The 17,724-nt window shown below is 66.0% G+C and carries 16 protein-coding genes and 1 pseudogene; 12 read left to right on the top strand and 5 right to left on the bottom strand.

Going from position 1 to position 17,724, the window contains the following annotated elements:
• Positions 1-6 precede the first annotated feature (6 nt).
• From ACH2AT_RS06775 to gyrA, 5 genes are read left to right on the top strand one after another with little or no spacing between them, the layout of a single operon-like run.
• A complete protein-coding gene (locus ACH2AT_RS06775) occupies positions 7-222 on the top strand; it encodes an RNA-binding S4 domain-containing protein (protein ID WP_394964588.1) in 216 nt (71 codons plus the stop codon).
• 4 nt (positions 223-226) lie between these two features.
• Positions 227-1,315: a DNA replication/repair protein RecF gene (recF, locus tag ACH2AT_RS06770; protein ID WP_394964586.1), complete on the top strand. Its 1,089-nt coding sequence runs from the start codon at positions 227-229 to the stop codon at positions 1,313-1,315.
• Position 1,316: 1 nt separating this feature from the next.
• A complete protein-coding gene (gene remB / locus ACH2AT_RS06765; RefSeq protein WP_177521555.1) occupies positions 1,317-1,601 on the top strand; it encodes an extracellular matrix regulator RemB in 285 nt (94 codons plus the stop codon).
• A gap of 29 nt (positions 1,602-1,630) precedes the next feature.
• Positions 1,631-3,574: a DNA topoisomerase (ATP-hydrolyzing) subunit B gene (gyrB, locus tag ACH2AT_RS06760; RefSeq protein ID WP_394964584.1), complete on the top strand. Its 1,944-nt coding sequence runs from the start codon at positions 1,631-1,633 to the stop codon at positions 3,572-3,574.
• 35 nt (positions 3,575-3,609) lie between these two features.
• Positions 3,610-6,174, top strand: a complete 2,565-nt coding sequence (gyrA, locus tag ACH2AT_RS06755; protein WP_394964582.1) for a DNA gyrase subunit A — start codon at positions 3,610-3,612, stop codon at positions 6,172-6,174.
• A 61-nt stretch (positions 6,175-6,235) separates the two neighbouring features.
• Here the strand turns inward: gyrA and ACH2AT_RS06750 are convergent, their stop codons facing one another.
• Positions 6,236-6,904: a GPP34 family phosphoprotein gene (locus tag ACH2AT_RS06750; RefSeq protein ID WP_394964581.1), complete on the bottom strand. Its 669-nt coding sequence runs from the start codon at positions 6,902-6,904 to the stop codon at positions 6,236-6,238.
• 989 nt (positions 6,905-7,893) lie between these two features.
• On the opposite strand from ACH2AT_RS06750, the gene ACH2AT_RS06745 reads away from it, so the two are divergent.
• The 6 genes from ACH2AT_RS06745 to ACH2AT_RS06720 all read left to right on the top strand — a co-directional run bounded on the left by ACH2AT_RS06745 (position 7,894) and on the right by ACH2AT_RS06720 (position 13,307).
• Entirely contained in the window at positions 7,894-8,352 is a 459-nt protein-coding gene (locus ACH2AT_RS06745; RefSeq protein ID WP_394964579.1) for a DUF2975 domain-containing protein, read from the top strand.
• A gap of 13 nt (positions 8,353-8,365) precedes the next feature.
• Positions 8,366-8,599: a helix-turn-helix domain-containing protein gene (locus ACH2AT_RS06740; protein ID WP_394964577.1), complete on the top strand. Its 234-nt coding sequence runs from the start codon at positions 8,366-8,368 to the stop codon at positions 8,597-8,599.
• Entirely contained in the window at positions 8,596-9,096 is a 501-nt protein-coding gene (locus ACH2AT_RS06735; protein ID WP_394964575.1) for a hypothetical protein, read from the top strand. The genes ACH2AT_RS06740 and ACH2AT_RS06735 overlap by 4 nt, the downstream gene beginning before the upstream one ends.
• A gap of 55 nt (positions 9,097-9,151) precedes the next feature.
• Complete coding sequence (locus tag ACH2AT_RS06730) at positions 9,152-10,717, top strand: DUF4173 domain-containing protein (protein ID WP_394964573.1); 1,566 nt, start codon at positions 9,152-9,154, stop codon at positions 10,715-10,717.
• A gap of 135 nt (positions 10,718-10,852) precedes the next feature.
• Entirely contained in the window at positions 10,853-12,049 is a 1,197-nt protein-coding gene (locus ACH2AT_RS06725) for a hypothetical protein (RefSeq protein ID WP_394964571.1), read from the top strand.
• A gap of 13 nt (positions 12,050-12,062) precedes the next feature.
• The gene (locus ACH2AT_RS06720; protein WP_394964569.1) at positions 12,063-13,307 is read left to right on the top strand and encodes a hypothetical protein; all 1,245 of its coding nucleotides are present in this window, start codon (positions 12,063-12,065) and stop codon (positions 13,305-13,307) included.
• 78 nt (positions 13,308-13,385) lie between these two features.
• On the opposite strand, the gene ACH2AT_RS06715 is transcribed toward ACH2AT_RS06720, so the two are convergent.
• The 4 genes from ACH2AT_RS06715 to ACH2AT_RS06700 form a co-directional block, all read right to left on the bottom strand.
• Positions 13,386-13,859, bottom strand: coding sequence for a hypothetical protein (locus tag ACH2AT_RS06715; RefSeq protein ID WP_394964567.1), 474 nt, complete (start codon positions 13,857-13,859; stop codon positions 13,386-13,388).
• A gap of 2 nt (positions 13,860-13,861) precedes the next feature.
• The gene (locus ACH2AT_RS06710) at positions 13,862-14,389 is read right to left on the bottom strand and encodes a hypothetical protein (protein ID WP_394964565.1); all 528 of its coding nucleotides are present in this window, start codon (positions 14,387-14,389) and stop codon (positions 13,862-13,864) included.
• Positions 14,390-14,594: 205 nt separating this feature from the next.
• Positions 14,595-15,146 carry an NUDIX hydrolase gene (locus ACH2AT_RS06705; protein WP_394964564.1) on the bottom strand — a complete coding sequence of 184 codons (552 nt, stop codon included), beginning with the start codon at positions 15,144-15,146 and terminating at the stop codon, positions 14,595-14,597.
• Positions 15,143-16,132, bottom strand: a complete 990-nt coding sequence (locus ACH2AT_RS06700) for a hemolysin family protein (RefSeq protein WP_394964562.1) — start codon at positions 16,130-16,132, stop codon at positions 15,143-15,145. The genes ACH2AT_RS06705 and ACH2AT_RS06700 overlap by 4 nt, the downstream gene beginning before the upstream one ends.
• A 339-nt stretch (positions 16,133-16,471) precedes the next feature.
• On the opposite strand from ACH2AT_RS06700, the pseudogene ACH2AT_RS06695 reads away from it, so the two are divergent.
• Positions 16,472-17,724, top strand: a pseudogene (locus ACH2AT_RS06695) (pyruvate:ferredoxin (flavodoxin) oxidoreductase); the annotation flags it as partial.

Here is a 17,724-nt window from a genome sequence, read left to right as displayed (position 1 = left end):
GCGAACATGGAAAAAATTCTCATTCACACCGAATTCATCAAGCTGGACAGCCTTCTCAAGCTGGCGGGCCTTGTGGAGACGGGCGGCGAGGCAAAGCTGCTCATCCAGAACGGCCTTGTCCAGGTGAACGGCGAAGTGTGCACCATGCGGGGCAAAAAGCTGCGCGCCGGCGACACCGTCACCCTGGAGGGCCGCACCGTGGCCATCGGCCAGGGCCGCTGACGCCATGCGGCTGAAAAAACTCATCCTGGCCAACTTCCGCAACATCCAGAGCGCCGACCTTCGCCCCGGCGAGGAGCTGACGGTCATCACCGGGGCCAACGGCCAGGGCAAGACCAACCTTCTGGAAGCGGTGTGGCTGCTCACCGGGGCCAAGAGCTTCCGGGGCGCCAAGGACCCCCAGCTCATCCGGGAGGGCCAGCCCTTCGCCGTGATGGAAGGCGCCATCTTCCGCCAGGACCGGGGCGAAGACTACATCCGCATCACCGTGGGCACAAAAGAGAGCCCCCGCCCGGGGCGCACCGCCAAGCTGAACGGGGCGGACGCGGGCCGGGCTTCCAATCTGGCGGGCCTGTTCACCGCGGTGGTGTTCGAGCCCGGCGATCTGGAGCTGGTCAAAGGCAGCCCCGAAGGGCGGCGGCGTTTCATCGACGCGGCGCTGTGCCAGCTGTACCCCGGCTACATCGGCACTTTGCGGCGCTATTCCCGCCTCGTCGCCCAGAAGAACAGCCTTTTGAAATTCTGGGAGCGCACCCCCGGCGCGAGCGAGATGTGCGACGCCTTCGACGCGGACCTTGCGGTGCAGGGCGAGGAGATACGCCGGCGGCGGGCGGCCTTTCTAAATGGCCTTGCCCCGCTGGCAGAAAAAAATTACCAAGAGATCAGCAGCGGCAGCGAGGCGCTGGGCCTTTGCTACCGCTGCGGGTTTGAAACGGGCGGCCTGGCCGGGACTCTGGAGGCCAGCCGCCTGGCGGACCGCAGGGCGGGCTTTTGCACCGCAGGCCCCCACCGGGACGATCTGGAGCTGGAACTGGACGGCCGCCCCGCCAAGAACTTCGCCAGCCAGGGCCAGCAGCGCAGCGCGGTGCTGAGCGTCAAGCTGGCCCAGGCGGCGCTGGCCGCCGAGGTCACCGGCGAGCACCCGGTGATGCTGCTGGACGACGTGCTCAGCGAGCTGGACCCTGCCCGGCAGGAATACCTGCTCACCCGGGTGCGGCAAAAACAGACCATCGTCACCGCCTGCGACTCCAGCCTCTTTCACAAGGCGGCGGGGGTCATGCTGAAGATGGAAGGCGGCCGGCTTTTGGAGGGATAGTATGTATCTGCATCTCGGGCAGGACTATGTGGTCCACACCAGAGACATCATCGGCATCTTTGACATCGAGTCCAGTTCCGTTGCCAAGAACACGCGGCAGTTTCTGCGCCGCGCCGAAGAGGAAGGCGCGGTGGTCACCGTTTCCGGCGAGCTGCCCAAGAGCTTCGTGGTGACGGACTTCCCGGTCCAGACGGTGTTCATCAGCCCCATCTCCGCCCGCACGTTGCAGCGGCGGTGCGAGCGCATCGAAAACATGGACCAGTACCAGCGCGGCGGCGCGCTTTGAAACGAAGAGACGGATAAGGAGAAGAAAGAATGGCAGAAGAGTTGAACAGAGAGACCATCGGCCAGGCCGAGGACTACGACGGCAGCCAGATCCAGGTGCTGGAAGGGCTGGAAGCGGTGCGCAAGCGCCCGGGCATGTACATCGGCTCCACCGGCCCCCGGGGCCTGCACCATCTGGTGTATGAGATCGTCGACAACTCCATCGACGAGGCCCTGGCCGGCTTTTGCGACCACATCGAGGTCACCATCAAAAAGGGAGACGTCATCGAAGTGAGCGACAACGGGCGCGGCATCCCCGTGGACATCCAGCCAAAGCTGGGCATCCCCGCGGTGACGGTGGTGTTCACCGTGCTGCACGCCGGCGGCAAGTTCGGCGGCGACAACTCCGGCTACAAGGTGGCCGGCGGCCTGCACGGCGTGGGCGCCAGCGTGGTGAACGCCCTGTCCGAGTGGCTGGAGGTCAGCGTGCGCCGGGGCGGACACGAATACCGCCAGTCCTTCAAGCGCGGCGTGGCCGACGGCGAATTGCAGAAGGTGGGCCCCGCCGCCTCCAGCGGCACCACCGTGCGCTTCAAGCCGGACCCGGTGATGTTCACCGAGACCACCGTCTACGACTACGACACCCTGCTCACCCGCCTGCGGGAAGAGAGCTTTTTGAACGCCGGCGTGCGCATCACCCTCACCGACGAGCGGGGCGAGGAGGTCAAGCGGGAGAGCATGTGCTACGAGGGCGGCATCCGCAGCTTCGTGGAGTACATCCACGAAAAGCGCCAGATGACCGTGCTGCACCCCACCCCCATCTACTTCAGGGGCCAGCAGAAGGACATCATCGCCGAGGTGGCCCTGCAGTACAACGACAGCTTCAACGAGCTGATGCTGAGTTTTGCCAACAACGTCCACACCCCGGACGGCGGCACCCATGAGGAGGGATTTAAGGCCGCCCTCACCCGCGTCATCAACGACTTCGGCCGGGAAAAGGGCTATTTGAAGGAAAAGGACGACAACCTCTCCGGCGCCGACGTGCGGGAGGGCCTCACCGCCGTCATCAGCGTCAAGCTCACCGACGCCCAGTTCGAGGGCCAGACCAAGGCAAAACTGGGCAACACCGAGGTGCGCAGCCTTGTCTCCGGCCTGGTGTATGATAAACTCAAGGAATTTCTGGAAGAAAACCCCGGCGTGGCCAAGGCCATCTATGAAAAAGCCACCCAGGCCGCCCGCGCCCGGGAGGCCGCCCGCAAAGCCCGGGATTTAGTGCGCCGCAAGAGCGCCCTCGAGACCAGCCGCATGCCCGGCAAGCTGGCCGACTGCCGCGAAAAGGACCCCTCCAAGACCGAAATTTACATCGTCGAGGGCGATTCCGCCGGCGGCAGCGCCAAGATGGGCCGCGACTCCAACATCCAGGCCATCCTGCCGCTGTGGGGCAAGATGCTCAACGTGGAGAAGGCCCGCCTGGACAAGGTCTACGGCAACGAAAAGCTGATGCCGGTGGTCACGGCCCTCGGCTGCGGCATCGGCGAGGAGTTCGACATCTCAAAGCTGCGCTACCACAAGGTGTTCATCATGGCCGATGCCGACGTGGACGGCAGCCACATCTGCACTTTGATGCTCACCTTCTTCTTCCGCTTCATGCGCCCGCTGATCGAGGGCGGCTATGTCTACATCGCCCAGCCGCCCCTGTTCAAGCTGGCCAAGGGCAAGGACGTGCGCTACGCCTACAACGAGGCGGAGATGAGCAGGCTCTCCGCCGAGATGGGCCAGGGCGTGAAGATCAACCGCTACAAAGGCCTGGGCGAGATGAACCCCGAGCAGCTGTGGGAGACCACCATGGACCCCGACAACCGGGTCATCGTGCAGATCTCCATCGAGGACGCGGTGAAGGCGGACGAAGCCTTCACCATCCTGATGGGCGACAAGGTGGAGCCCCGCCGCGAGTTCATCGAGAAGAACGCCCTTTACGCCACGCTGGACGTGTGACGCGCCCTATTTCAGAAAGAGACAGGTGAACACCATTGAACGAAGATTTTGTGATGATCCCCGGCACCGGCACCAAGCTCATCGTGCGGGACGTGAAGGACGAAATTGAGAGCGCGTTTCTGGATTACTCCATGTCCGTCATCGTCTCCCGCGCGCTGCCCGACGTGCGGGACGGCCTCAAGCCGGTGCACCGGCGCATCCTCTACACCATGCACGAGCGGGGCAACGACCCCCAGCACCCCTACCGCAAAAGCGCCGACACCGTGGGCGCCGTGCTGGGCAGCTACCACCCCCACGGCGACGCCTCGGTCTACGACGCCATGGTGCGCCTTGCCCAGGACTTTTCCATGCGCTACCCCCTGGTGGACGGCCAGGGCAACTTCGGCAGCGTGGACGGAGACCCCCCCGCCGCCTACCGCTACACCGAGGCCCGCATGAGCAGGATGGCCATGGAGCTGCTCACCGACATCGACAAGGACACGGTGGACTTCGGCCCCAACTTCGACGAGACCAAAAAAGAGCCCACCGTGCTGCCCAGCCGCTTCCCGAACCTCTTGGTCAACGGCTCCACCGGCATCGCCGTGGGCATGGCCACCAACATCCCGCCCCACAACCTGGGCGAGGTCATCGACGGGGCGGTGGCCCTCATCCAGGACCCGGACATCGACCTGGCCGGCCTGATGGAGCACATCAAAGGGCCCGACTTCCCCACCGGCGGCGTCATCATGGGCCGCAGCGGCATCCGCGCCGCCTACGCCACCGGCAAGGGCAAGATCACCCTGCGCGGGCGCGCCGAGATTGAAGAAAAGAAGAACGGCCGCTTCCAGATCATCGTTACCGAGATCCCCTACATGGTCAACAAGGCCCGCCTCATCGAGAGCATCGCGGACCTTGTCAAGGACAAGCGCATCGAGGGCATCAGCGACCTGAACGACGAGTCCAACCGCCACGGCATGCGCATCGTCATCGAGCTGAAGAAAGAGGCAAACCCCCAGGTGGTCTTAAATCAGCTCTACCGCTACACCCAGCTGCAGGACACCGTGGGCGTCAACCTCTTGGCGCTGGACGGCGGCGTGCCCAAGGTGATGAGCCTCAAGACCATGCTGGAGCGGTACGTCCAGTTCCAGGACCAGGTCATCCGCCGGCGCACCCAGTTCGACCTGAACAAGGCCAGGGAGCGGGCCCACATCCTGGAGGGCCTCGCCCGCGCCGTGGACATCGTGGACGACGTCATCTATGCCATCCGCCACTGCGGCGGCGGCCAGGCGGAGGCAAAAGCCGCCATCATGGAAAAGTTCGGCTTTGACGAGCCCCAGGCGGACGCCATCTGCAAGTTCCCCCTGGGCCGCCTGGCCGGCCTGGAAATTCTCAAGATCGAGAACGAACTGGACGAACTGCACAAGAAAATCGCCGACTGGACGGCCATCCTGGCGGACGACGCCAGGGTGCTGGCCATCGTCACCGAGGAGCTGCTGGCCCTGAAGGAGAAGTACGGCGACGAGCGCCGCACCGAGATCGCCCACGTCAGCGGCGAGGTGGACATCGAGGACCTCATCCCGGTGGAGGAGTGCGTCTTCACCCTCACCCACGCGGGCTATATCAAGCGCCAGTCCAAAGACACCTATCAGGTGCAGCGCCGCGGCGGGCGCGGCATCTCGGGCCTTTCCCACAAGGACGAGGATTTCGTGGAGGAGCTGTTCATCGGCTCCACCCACGACTACGTGCTTTTCGTCACCGACCAGGGCCGGGTCTACCGGCTCAAAGGCTATCAGATCTATGAGGGCAGCCGCACCAGCAAGGGCACCAACATCGTGAACCTGCTGCCGCTGCAAAACGGGGAAAACGTCATCCGCATGGTGTGCATGCCCGCCGAAAAGGCCGAGGGCTTCCTCACCATGGTGACCAAGCGAGGCCTCATCAAGCGCACCCCCATCGAGGCCTACTCCAACATCCGCAAGAGCGGCCTGTTGGCCGTGAGCCTCTACGAGGGCGACTCCCTGGCCTGGTGCCGCATCACCAGCGGCTCGGACGAGCTGCTGCTGGCCACCCGGGACGGCATGGCCATCCGCTTTGACGAGCGCAGCGCGCGGCAGATGGGCCGCATGGGCCACGGCGTGCGCGCCGTGCGCCTTGCCCAGGGCGACGAGGTCGTGGGCGTGGGCATCCTGCGCCCGGGCGCCACGGTGTTCACCGTGACCGAAAGCGGCAAGGGCCGCCGCAGCCGCGTGGATGACTACCGCCTGCAAAGCCGGGGCGGCAAGGGCATCCGCAACTACGCCAAGGGGGGTGTTGCCGGCATCAAAATTCTGGACGAGGAGGACGACGTCATCCTCATCAGCCAGGAGGGCATCATCATCCGCATGCACGCCGAGGACATCAACGTCCAGAGCCGCTACGGCAGCGGCGTGCGGGTCATGCGCCTGGCCCAGGGCGACCGTGTGGTCACGGTGGCCCGCACCGAGCGCAGCGACGAGGCCCCGGTGGAAAAGCCGGAGGACGAGCCGGAGGAAGCCCTCACCGACGAGGAGCTGGCCGCCCTGGCCGCCGAGGACGCGGCGGCGGACGAAGAGGCCGAAGACGGCGAAGGCGGAGAAGAATAAAATCATTGAAGAAAAGGGAGCCGGACGGCATTGCCGTCCGGCTCCCTTTTCTTATTAAAGATCAGCGCCCGCCGCAGAGGACGGCGTTCACCCGGTCCGCCATGTCCTGGGCGGCGTGGGCCGACCGGGCGGCCTCGCTGCCGGTGGGCAGCAGCGAAGCCAGCGCCGCCTCGGCCCTGGCCGCCGCCGCGCCGCCCAGCTTCTGGGCCAGCACGCCGCTCTGGCACAGCAGCACCGCCAGCGCCGCCTCTTTGGGGGCGGGGCCGCCCTCGCCGCAAAGAGAAAAGAGCAGCCGCTCCAGCCGCCGCGCCGCCTCACCGGCGGCGGGCAGATAGAACACCCGCCCGGCCAGCGCCCGCTGGGGCGCGGCGAGGCACAGCGCCTCCAGGCTTTCCCCCACCGCCTCGGCCAGCTGGGCCAGCTTGGGCCCGTCGGGGGCAAAATCCCGCAGCACCATCGAAAGGGGCGCGGGGCGGGGCCGGTCGATAAAATCATACAGGGGCTTCAAACACCGCAGCCCTTCGGGCAGCGGCCCGGCAAGGCCGATTTTTTCGCCGGTGAAGGCCACCGCCCCGGCCCCGGCCAGCTGGCCCAGCGCCGCCGCCACAAAGCAGACGGGCTGCTGGGGGTTCAGGGGCGAAAAGCGGCCCCGGTCGTTCACCGCCAAAAGCAGATATTCCTGTGTGATGCCAAGTTCGGTCATGCCGTCGCCGCCTTTCAAATGTTTCATCCCCATTATGCCACGCCGCTGCCCCGGGCGCAAGGGGCGGGCAATTTTGTGCAGGGCGGCGCTCTCCCTTGTTCCGCCCGACCCGCCCCGCACGATGCCAGCCGAGCCAGCCGCGGCGCTGCCGCCGCGTAGTGCGCCTCGGGGCGAACACGCTGCACGATGCGAGGGCAGCGTGTCCGAAACGCCGCGTGCGGCGGCGGACAGGGACGCGGCCGCCCCGCGCAAAACTGCCCGCAGCACAGCGCCGCCCGGACAATAAAAGGGCCTGTTTTGACCGAACCGCTTCGCCCGGCCCATCCCCACGGAGGTTATGCTTTTTGTGTCCGCCCGGGGGCACGCACCCTCGCACGCGGCATCTCGGACACTTTTCAGGACAAAGAAAAGTGTCCGTTCTGATGCGCACTAAGGGTGGTGCCCCCGTGCTGCCGGGCCGGGTGTGGGAGGAAGGCAGAGCGGCTCCTTGCCCGTTTCGCCCGGCCCCCCGCACGATGCCAGCCGAGCCAGCCGCGGCGCTGCCGCCGCGTAGTGCGCCTCGGAGCGGACACGCTGCACGGTGTGAGGGCAGCGTGTCCGAAACGCCGCGTGCAGTGGCGGCAGTGCCGCGGCTTTTTCGGCCCGCTTCGGGCGGCAGGCAAGTCAAAACGGGAAAGAGCGCCGCCCTGCTTTGCCGCGCCTTCTCCTCCTCCCCCTCCCCCTCCCCCTCCCTTGCTCCTACTCCCTTGTGTTCTCCATCCCCCGCCGCCGCAATATCTGGTGGTCATATCGGTGCGGAATAAAAAATTATCGAAAAACGATAAAAAACACTTGAAATTCGATAACACCCATGCTATACTGGCCTCAAAGAGCGGGGCGGCCTTTGGCCGCGCCGCCGCCAGCCGGGGCCGGGCGCGTTTCTGTCCGCCGCCCTCTGGCCGGTGGCGCTGGCGGCGGCCGCCGCCGCGGCCCTCGTCTGGGGCAAACGAAATTTGTCAAAAAAGGAGAAGACCCCCATGTGGAGCGAAAAAAACAGCCTTTCCCTTTCCCGCCTGGCGGTGCTTTTGTTCACCGGCGCGGTGGCCGTGTGCGACGTGTCCGGCTGGTGGCTGGTGAACTGGTTCATCCGCACCAGCCGCTATGCGGGCATCAACGACACCGCCCATCTGGTGTGGGGCCTGGTCACCCTCTATGTGGCCAGCGCCGCGGCCTATGTGCTGCTGTATAACCTCTACCGCCTGCTGGCCAACATCGAGGCCGAGCAGGTGTTCGTGGCGGCCAACGTCCGCTGCCTGCGGGCGGCCAGCTGGTGCTGCATGGCGGTGGCGGCCCTGTGCCTTGCCGGCGCGGCGTTCTATCTGCCCATGGTGATGGTGGCTGCCGCCGCGGCCTTCATGGGCCTCATCGTTCGCATCATCAAAAACGTGTTCCAGCGGGCCATCGGCATGAAGGCCGAGCTGGACCTGACGATATAAAGGGGGCGAGGCAATGCCCATCATCATCAATCTGGACGTGGTCATGGCCCGCCGCAAGATCGGCGCGGGCGAGCTTGCCGAAAAGGTGGGCATCACCCCGGCCAACCTCTCCATCCTGAAGAACAACAAGGCCAAGGCGGTGCGCTTTTCCACCCTGGCGGCGCTGTGCCGCGCGCTGGACTGCCAGCCCGCCGACCTGCTGGAGTATGTGCCCGGCGAGGAGGGCGAAAGGGGGGACGGCCAGTGAAAAAGCGGCTTTTTTCGGCGGCCCTGGCGCTGGCTTTGGCGGCGGCGTGCCTCACCGGCTGCGGCGCGGCCAGCGAGGAAAAGGCCGTGGCCAAGGCCCTGGGGCTGGAAAAACTGCCCGCCGTGACCCATATCTCTTCCTACGACAGCCACGGCGGCTTCCACGGCGACGGGGTCAGCTGCATCGCCCTCACCTTTGAGGACGACCAGCTGGAACAGCAGCTGGCCGCCGACCCGGCCTGGAACAGCCTGCCCGCGGACGAAACGGTGCAGGCCCTGGTCTGGGGCGTGGAGGACGGGACCGTCAGCACCGGCCCCTACCTCACCGACGGCGACGGCAAGCTTCTGGTGCCGTCGGTGGCGGCGGGCTGTTACCGCCTCATCGACCGCCACAGCGACCAGCAGAGCGGCATCCTCAGCCGCGGCTCCTTCAACTTCACCGTGGGCGTTTACGACGCCGAAGCCCGCGTCCTTTACTGCTGTGAGCTGGACACCTGAAAAGCGGAGCAGGCTGGCCGCATATTAAATCGATCGATCAAAGGAGGGTTTGATGATGGAACCCCGCAAAACGGAGGGCAGCGCCTGCCCCCCTGTCTTTCATGCACTCAAAAATCAGGCCATGGAGCCTGCCGCGCCGGCTGTGACCGGAGAAAAAACGCCCCCGGCCTACGGCCCGCAGGCCGCGCCTGCCCAAAAAGAAACACCGGTGGCCCCCGCGCCCGGAACGCCGCCCTCCTCCCCCGCCGCCCCCCGCCCGCCGCTGCCGAAATGGATGGTGCCCGCGGCCCTGCTCAGCTGGGTCTGGGGCTGGGCCTACGCCCGGGGCCTGCTGTTCGGCTTTGAATACCGCGCGGCCTTTATGGCCCTGTTCTGCCTTTTGTTCTTCGCAGGGGTGGAGGGCATGTGCCGGGCCGCGGCCCGCCCCGCCTCCAGAGAGAGCCGGCTGTGGCTGGCGCTGTGGGGGCTGCTGGCGGCGGACTATATCTTCAAAATTTCCGCCCTTTACTACTACGACGCGGTGCAGGGATGGGAGTTCCTGGCCCTGCATCTGGCCGCCGCCTACTGGGTGCTGGCCCGCGCCGGGGCCCTCACCGAGGGCCGCACCGGCCCCTTCCTGCCCCTGGACGGGCTGCGGGCGCTGGTCACGGTGCCCTTCGGCAACTTCTTTCTGCGCATCCGGGTGCTGCTTCGGGCGCTGGCGGGCTGGCTGCAGGGCCTTGCCGGGCGCAAAAAGGGCAGCCTTTGGGCCGGGGTGGTCACCCTGTGCGTGGCGGCGCCGGTGCTGGCGCTGGCCGCGAGGCTGCTTTCCGGCGCCGACGACGCCTTCGGGGCGGCGCTGGGAAACTTTTTCCGCTGGTTCACCCTGCCCGAGGCGATGCTCACCGAGCTCATGTATTTCGCGGTGGGCCTGCCGGTGGGGGCCTATCTCTTCGGGCTGGCGGCGGGGGCGCTGAAAAAAGCCCCCGACCCCGCCCGGGGCGCATCCCTGCGGGCCGAGGCGGAAAAGCTGCGCCTTGCCCCCGGCGGCGCGCTGGCCTTCTGCCTGGCGCTGCTGCTGGCGCTCTATGCCCTGTTCTTTTCCATCCAGCTCGGCTACCTCACCGGCGGCTTCACCGGCCGCCTGCCCGAGGGCTTCACCGCCGCCGAATACGCCCGCCGGGGCTTCTTTGAGCTGTGCGCCGTGGTGGTGCTCAATTTTTCGGTGCTCACCGCCGCCGCCAAGACCAGCCGCGTCCCGCTGCGCCAAAGCCCGGTGCTGAAAGGGCTGGCCGCCGCCCTCTGCCTTTCGAACCTTCTGTTCGCCGCGGTGGGCGCGTCCAAGATGTTCCTTTACATCCGCCGCTTCGGCTTCACCCCCAACCGCGTCGTCTCCGGCTGGTTCATCCTGGTGCTGGCGATGCTCACGGTGCTGGCGCTGGCCAGCGTCTTCCGCCCCTTCCCGGTGGTGCGCGCCGCCGCCGCGGTGTTCTGCGGCATGTTTTTGGCCCTCTGCCTCTCCCAGCCGGACGTCTGGCTGCGGGCCGCCAACCGGCAGCTGGCCGCCGCCGGCGTGGTGGAAGAAGAGGACATTGGCGACTGGCTGCTGTATATGCCGCGCCCCGATTCCACATGGGATTGACAAAAGCGTGGAAAACCGCCGCCCTGGCATTTTGCCAGGGCGGCTTTTGTGGTATAATAACCGAAAAACAGCCCCGCGCTTTGGGCCGGGGCGTCACGGCACAAGAACAAAACCCGCCGAAAGGAGGCCCCGCCCGTGTCCCCTGCCCTCTCGTCCCGCGCCTTTGGCCGCCCCCACGCCCGGGCCCTGGCAGCGGCCCTTTCCCTGCTGGCGCTGGCGCTGGTGCTCTATCACTCGCTGGCGGGGGGCACCCTCCTTTCGCCCAATGCCTACGACAGCTACCTTTTGCAGGCCCAGAACTGGCTGGAGGGCCGGGCGTACATTGAAGGCGGCGAAAACTACCCCTGGCTGGAGCTGGCGGTTTTTGAGGGGCGCTATTACCTTTCCTTCCCGCCGGCGCCCTCGGTGCTGGCGCTGCTGCCCGCCGCCCTGGGCCTTTCTTTGGGCAACCTGTGGCAGGCGCTGTGGGCGCTGGCCGCTTTGGCCGGGGTCTACCTCTGCTTCTGGCGGGCGGGCCATGCCCCCCGGTCCTGCGCCTTCTGGGCCCTTTTTTCCACCCTGTGCAGCAATTTTTTCTGGCTGGCGTGCAGCGGCGGCGTGTGGTTCCAGGCCCAGGCGCTGAACTTCGCCTTCACCGTCTGGGGCCTGTTCTTCTGGCTGAAAAAGCAGTGCGCCCCCGCCTTCTTTCTGATGGCGCTGGCGGTGGGCTGCCGCCCCTTCACCGCCCTGTTTGCCTTTGTGCTCTGGCTGGGGACGGCCCTGGGCGCGGCGAAAGAGCGCCGCTGGCGGAGCCTTGCCGCCTTCACCGCCCCGCCCGCCGCCGTGGCGCTGGCCCTGGGCTGGTATAACTTTATCCGCTTCGGCAACCCCTTGGAGTTCGGCCATTCCTGGCTGCCGGAGTTCGTGCGGGACGGCGGCCAGTTCACGCTGGAAAACTTCTGGGGCAATTTGTGGGGCGTGCTGCGCCCCGTCACCTTCACCTCTTCGCTGGATCTCTCCTTCTCCACTTTCAACGGCTTCTGCTTTTTTATCGCCAGCCCCATCTTTCTTTTGTGGGCCGCCGACCTGGCGCGGGCCGCGGCGAAAAAGCGCCTTGCGCCCAAAGACCTGCTGGCCCCCGCCCTGGCTTTGGCCACCCTGGCGGCGCTGTGCCTTCACCGCACCATGGGCGGCTGGCAGTTCGGCGCCCGCTACACCGTGGACCTCATCCCCTTCGCCCTCTGGTGGTACCTGGCCCGGCCCCGCCGCCCCCTTGGCGCCGGGGCGCTGTGGCTGGCCGGGGCGGGCGCGCTTTTCAATTTTTACGGCGCGGTTTACATGCTGAGCCACTGAAAGGAGGAAGGCCATGGGCGCGTTCATCGGTCATCTGGGCGGCGCGCTGATGGCGCTGTTCGTGGCGCTGCTGGCCGTGCGGTGCGCAAAGCGCCTGGGGCTGGTGTTTTGGCCCGCCGCCCCCGCCCGGCCTTTGGCCCCCCGCTGGGCCCCCGGCCCCGGCGCGCTGGCGCTGGCGGCCTTGGGCGTTCTGGCGGCGCAGCTTTTCTTTGCCTTTCTCTGCTGGCGGGCTTTGGGCCAGGGCGGGGGCCCCGCCGCCTTCTGGCAGCATTTTCTGGCGCGGTTCACCACCGCCGGCGACAGCCCCCATTACCTGCTGCTGGCCCGCGAAGGCTACGCGGCGGAGGGCGACGCGGCGAAATACATCGTCTTTTACCCCCTCTACCCGCTGGCGGTACGGCTGACGCACGCCCTGCTCGGCCCCTTTGGCGCAAGCTGGGAGGCCGCGGCCCTGGCGGTGAGCTGGCTGTGCTGGGGCGGCGCGGGGGCGGCCATGCTGGCCCTGGCCGGGCAGGACCTGCCAAGGGAGCAGGCGGCCTTCGCCGCGGCCCTGATGGCCCTTTACCCCTTCGGCTTTTTCGCCCTGGGCGTTTATACCGAGAGCCTGTTTTTGCTGCTGAGTCTTTTGTGCATGCTGTTTGCCCGCCGGGGCAGCTGGCCCGCCGCCGGGGTTTTCGGCGCGCTGGCCGTCCTCTGCCGCAACCAGGGCCTCGCGCTGCTTTTGCCCCTTTTCTACCTCTGGCTGCGGGCACGCAGGGAAAAAAAGCAGGGCCCCGCCTCCCTGGCGCTGGCCCTGCCCCTTCTGGGCTGGGGCGGCTATCTCGCCCTCAACTGGCGGCTTTTCGGCAGCCCCTTCGCCTTTTTTGAATTTCTGGCCGCGCCCCCCTGGTACCAGACCACCCGGTGGATCGGCGAAAACCTGGCCCAGCACTGGCAGATGGCCATCGACTACCCCGGCCTCGCCCCCTTTATCTACCACGCCCAGCTGGCGCTCTATTTCGCCGCCATGGCCCTGCTTTTTTTCGGCCTTTGGAAAAAATGCCCCACCCACTGGCTCATCTGGGGCGGCGGGTACCTGGGCATGAGCTACCTGGCCGGCTGGCTCATCAGCGGCGGGCGCTATGTCTTCGGCTGCCTGCCCCTTTATCTCATCGGGGCCAGCCTGCCCCGCCCTGCCCGCTGGCTGCTGGCGGCGGCGAGCGCCTTTTTCCTCTGGAAGATGGGCGTGTATTACATGCAGGGGCAGGCAATTATGTAATCACAAAAAAACAAAATACAAAACGTATAAAAAATGCCCGCCGGAACAATTCGGCGGGCATTTGCACAGGCAGAAAATTCAGCTGCGGATCAGTTCTTTGAAGCGGGAGAAGGAGAGCTTGTCGCCATAGAGGTCCACCACCCGCTGGCCGTCGTCCCTCAGCGAAGCGCAGAAGATGCCGATGATGAGGTGGCGGGCGGCCTCTTCGCCCATGCCGTCCCGGTAGCAGTGGGCCAGCTCCAGGGCCACGTCCTTTTCCAGGTTGTAGGTATATTTGCCGGTCACCATGATGCTGTTCAGTTCTTTGCAGGCGTTGGCCATCTGCATGGCTTTCTCCTCGCTCTCCACGTCGAAGGGCAGGAAGGCCCACAGGTGCAGCACCTGGGCCCTTTCCATCGCCGAGCAGACGATGGTGTAGCGGGTGCCGTCGATGCGCACTTTGGCCCGCACGGTGTTCCGTTCGTTGTTGCGTTCACAGTCCAGCTCCAGGTCGTTTCTGAACACCCGTTCGCACAGGTCCAGCACGCCGGAGGCGTCGTATGCAAGAGACATGGTCAATCCTCCCCGCTCAGTTTTTCCAGCTCGTCCGCCAGGGTGGTGTAGCCCTTGCAGATGGATTCCATGGATTTCATGTAACGGCTGTCCAGGTTGCCGCCCATGACCCCCAGCAGGTAGCCGACGGTGGCCTCGCCGAACTCCTCGTCGGAGAACACCCGCTGGGTCACCTCCACTATGATGTGCTCGCCGTCGGAGCTGGGGTAAAAGGTGCCGTTCACCAGGTTGGCGTTGGCCAGCGAGCACAGCAGGGTCACATCGTCCACCGAGCAGCCGCTGATGGAAAAGGGGCTGAGGGTGATGATCGTGACATACCGCTCCTCGATCTTCCACATCAGGGTGTAGTGGCCGGTGTCCAGCCCGGTGGGGAAGAAGATGCGGAACTCGTCGGCGTTTTCATCGAACTTGTAGTCCTTGCCGCGCAGGTAGTTCACCACCGTGTGGTAGGTGCGCCGCCGGTCCGCCCCGCCGGAGGACGAGGGCTTTGCCGCCGCCGGCTGCGGCGGCCCTTTTCTGGAAAAAAACATCGTTGTCCCTCCCTGGCCCGCAAAAGGCCGATATTCTTATATAAATGATTCGGCCAAAAACGCCCCGCCGGGACAAGGGCGGAAAATTTTTTTTGGACCGGGGCGCAAAGGGCAGAAAAAAACGCCGGGGGCTTCCCGGCGCAAAAGAGCGCGTCAAAAACCGCCGGGGGATCTCCCCGGTGGGCCGGTTTGCTTTGAGGGGCGCTCACTGCTCCGCCGCTTTCCGCCGGCGCAGCGCGTCGATCTTCAGAATGGCCGCCACGGTCTTGCCGTCCTTGATGCGGCCGTCCAGCACCATGGCCACCGCCTCGGAAAAGGGCAGCGTTTGGGGGGTGAGGAACTCGTCCTCGTCCAGGTGCATGGCGCAGGGGGAAAGGCCCGTGGCCATCCAGGTGTAAATGATTTCCGAGCAGTAGCCCACCGTGGGGTAGAATTCCCCCAGGTCGGTGTAGCGCTCGGCCTTAAGGCCGCATTCCTCCGCCAGCTCCCGCTTGGCCGCCTCGAAGGGGTCCTCCCCCTTTTCCAGCTTGCCGGCGGGCAGCTCCCAGAGCTCCTGCCCCAGGGCGTAGCGGTACTGGCGCACCAGATAGATCTCGTCCGCCTCGGTCAGCGCCGCGATGCAGGCGCCCCCGTGGTGGTGCACCACCTCCCGGGTGCTCTCAGCCCCGTTCTCCAGGCGCACCTTGTCGAAGGTCACGGTGATGACCCGCCCCTCGAACACGGTGCGGCTTTCCAGCTGTGTTTCGCTGTGGCTCATGCTTTCTCCTTTTCCTTTCCGGGTGCGGCCGCCTCGGGCAGCCGGGTGCACAGCACCCGCTGGATGCGCCGCTCGCCTGCCCTGAGCACCTCAAAGCGCAAACCGCCCCACTCCACCGCCGCCTTCTCCCCTTCCCCAGGGATGCGGCCCAGCTTGTCGATGATGAGGCCGCCGGGGGTGTCGAACTCCTCGTCCTCGTCCGGCCGGGGGCACTCCATGCCGAAGGCTTCGAACACGTCCGCAAGGTCGATGGCCCCGTCCACGGCGTAGCCGTCGCCCTGGGCCGCCAGCTCGGCCTCCTCGTCGTCGTATTCGTCCTGGATGTCGCCCACGATCTCTTCCAGGATGTCCTCCATGCTCACAAGGCCCGCCGTGCCGCCGTATTCGTCCACCACGATGGCGATCATGGCGCGCTCGCGGCGGAAGTCCAGCAGCAGCTGGCCCGCCGGGCGGCTCTCGGGCACGAACATCACCGGCCGGGCAAAGCGGCCCACCGGGCCCTCCAGCGCCGCCGGCTCGTCGAACAGGCGCAGCAGGTCCTTCACATACAGAACGCCCACGATCTCGTCGGTGGTCTTGCGGTAGATGGGCAGGCGGCTGTTGCCGCTTTCCACCGCCGCCTCGATGACCGAGCGGCAGCTGGCGTTCTCCTCCGCCGCCACCATGTCCATGCGGTGGGTCATGATGTCGCCGGCGGTCACCTCGCCCAGATCGAAGATGTTGGTGATCATCTCCTTCTGGTTTTCGTCGATGAGGTCCTGCTGGTCGGCGTCGTCCACCATCTCATACAGGTCCTCTTCGGTGACCTGTTCCTCGTTGCCAAGGCCCGCCTTGTCCAGAAGGCGGCTCAAAGCCCCGGGCAGCTGCACCCCCCGCTTTGCGGCGGCCCAGCCGGCGGCAAGGCCCGCCAGAACAGCCAGCGCCAGCGCCGCCGCCCCCGCGGCAAACACGCCGGCGCCCGCCGCCGCGATGAAAGTCGTATCCATGGGTCCCTCCCCATTCTGCCCGGGGGCCCCGGGCTGAAATGCATATATATACTACATCATAGCGGCAAAGATGAACCTTGTCAAACCGCCAGAGGGCCAAAAGCGGGCGGTTTTGCGCCAAAAGGGCCGCCCCGCGCCGCTTTTTTTGCATCCAGGGGGCAAAAAGCGCCCGGAAAATGGTTTACTTTACACATTTGTTTTGATAAAATAATACTCAGCAGAAGCTGTCCGCATGTGCGGGGGACCGGCGCTGCCGGTTTTCCGTGCGCGCGGGCAGGATAACGCGGGCCTGCCAGCAATGGCGGGAAACGTTAAATCTCATGCTATGGAGGAAGAAAAATGCCTAGAGCGAAACAGTCCATGGATGGCAACACCGCGGCGGCGCATGTAGCCTATGCGTTCACCGAGGTCGCGGCCATCTACCCCATCACCCCGTCGAGCCCCATGGCCGACTATGTCGACCAGTGGTCCGCCGCCGGCCAGAAGAACATCTTCGGCACCCAGGTCAAGGTCATGGAGATGCAGTCTGAGGCGGGCGCCGCGGGCGCGGTGCACGGCAGCCTGGCCGCCGGCGCCATGACCACCACCTTCACCGCCAGCCAGGGCCTGCTGCTGATGATCCCCAACATGTACAAGATCGCCGGCGAGCTGCTGCCCAGCGTGTTCCACGTGTCTGCCCGCACCGTGGCCAGCCACGCGCTGAACATCTTCGGTGACCACAGCGACGTTTACGCCTGCCGCCAGACCGGTTTCGCCATGCTGGCCGAGACCAACCCCCAGGAGGTCATGGACCTGGCCGCCGTCGCCCATCTGGCCTCCATCGAGGGCCGCGTTCCCTTCATCAACTTCTTCGACGGCTTCCGCACCAGCCACGAGATCCAGAAGATCGAGAAGTGGGACTATGCCGACCTGGCCGAGATGGTCAACTGGGATGCCATCCAGCAGTTCCGCGACCATGCCCTGAACCCCGAGAACCCCTCCATGCGCGGCAGCCACGAGAACGGCGACATCTTCTTCCAGCACCGCGAGGCCTGCAACAAGTACTATGAGGCCCTGCCCGCCGTGGTGGAGAAGTACATGGCCAAGGTCAACGAGAAGCTGGGCACCGACTACCAGCTGTTCAACTACTACGGCGCGGCGGACGCCGACCGCGTGATCGTTGCCATGGGCTCCATCTGCGACGTGGCCGAGGAAGTCATCGACTACCTCAACGCCCACGGCGAGAAGGTGGGCCTGGTGAAGGTGCGGCTGTACCGCCCCTTCGTGAGCGAGAAGCTGCTGGCGGCCATCCCCGCCACCGCCAAGAAGATCGCCGTGCTGGACCGCACCAAGGAGCCCGGCAGCCTGGGCGAGCCCCTGTTCCTGGACGTGGTCACCGCCCTGCGCGAGGCCGGCCGCGACGCCGAGGTCATCGGCGGCCGCTACGGCCTGGGCAGCAAGGACACCCCGCCCTCCAGCGTGTTCGCCGTGTATGAGGAGCTGGCCAAGGCCGAGCCCAAGGCCCGCTTCACCATCGGCATCGTGGACGACGTGACCGGCCTGTCCCTGGAGGAGAAGCCCGCCCCCAACACCGCTGCCGAGGGCACCGTGGA

The organism is Candidatus Allofournierella excrementigallinarum (assembly GCF_944388085.1).
GTDB classification, from domain to species: domain Bacteria; phylum Bacillota; class Clostridia; order Oscillospirales; family Ruminococcaceae; genus Allofournierella_A; species Allofournierella_A excrementigallinarum.
Note: the sequence above shows the minus strand (reverse complement) of the source record. Positions and strands in the feature narration are given on the sequence as shown.

Excerpts from the sequence above, each read along its gene's own strand:
- ACH2AT_RS06775 (WP_394964588.1), top strand. The coding sequence starts at position 7 with ATGGAAAAAATTCTCATTCACACCGAATTCATCAAGCTGGACAGCCTT.
- recF (WP_394964586.1), top strand. The coding sequence starts at position 227 with ATGCGGCTGAAAAAACTCATCCTGGCCAACTTCCGCAACATCCAGAGC.
- remB (WP_177521555.1), top strand. The coding sequence starts at position 1,317 with ATGTATCTGCATCTCGGGCAGGACTATGTGGTCCACACCAGAGACATC.
- gyrB (WP_394964584.1), top strand. The coding sequence starts at position 1,631 with ATGGCAGAAGAGTTGAACAGAGAGACCATCGGCCAGGCCGAGGACTAC.
- ACH2AT_RS06750 (WP_394964581.1), bottom strand. The coding sequence starts at position 6,904 with ATGAAACATTTGAAAGGCGGCGACGGCATGACCGAACTTGGCATCACA.
- ACH2AT_RS06745 (WP_394964579.1), top strand. The coding sequence starts at position 7,894 with ATGTGGAGCGAAAAAAACAGCCTTTCCCTTTCCCGCCTGGCGGTGCTT.
- ACH2AT_RS06740 (WP_394964577.1), top strand. The coding sequence starts at position 8,366 with ATGCCCATCATCATCAATCTGGACGTGGTCATGGCCCGCCGCAAGATC.
- ACH2AT_RS06730 (WP_394964573.1), top strand. The coding sequence starts at position 9,152 with ATGGAACCCCGCAAAACGGAGGGCAGCGCCTGCCCCCCTGTCTTTCAT.
- ACH2AT_RS06720 (WP_394964569.1), top strand. The coding sequence starts at position 12,063 with ATGGGCGCGTTCATCGGTCATCTGGGCGGCGCGCTGATGGCGCTGTTC.
- ACH2AT_RS06715 (WP_394964567.1), bottom strand. The coding sequence starts at position 13,859 with ATGTCTCTTGCATACGACGCCTCCGGCGTGCTGGACCTGTGCGAACGG.
- ACH2AT_RS06710 (WP_394964565.1), bottom strand. The coding sequence starts at position 14,389 with ATGTTTTTTTCCAGAAAAGGGCCGCCGCAGCCGGCGGCGGCAAAGCCC.
- ACH2AT_RS06705 (WP_394964564.1), bottom strand. The coding sequence starts at position 15,146 with ATGAGCCACAGCGAAACACAGCTGGAAAGCCGCACCGTGTTCGAGGGG.
- ACH2AT_RS06700 (WP_394964562.1), bottom strand. The coding sequence starts at position 16,132 with ATGGATACGACTTTCATCGCGGCGGCGGGCGCCGGCGTGTTTGCCGCG.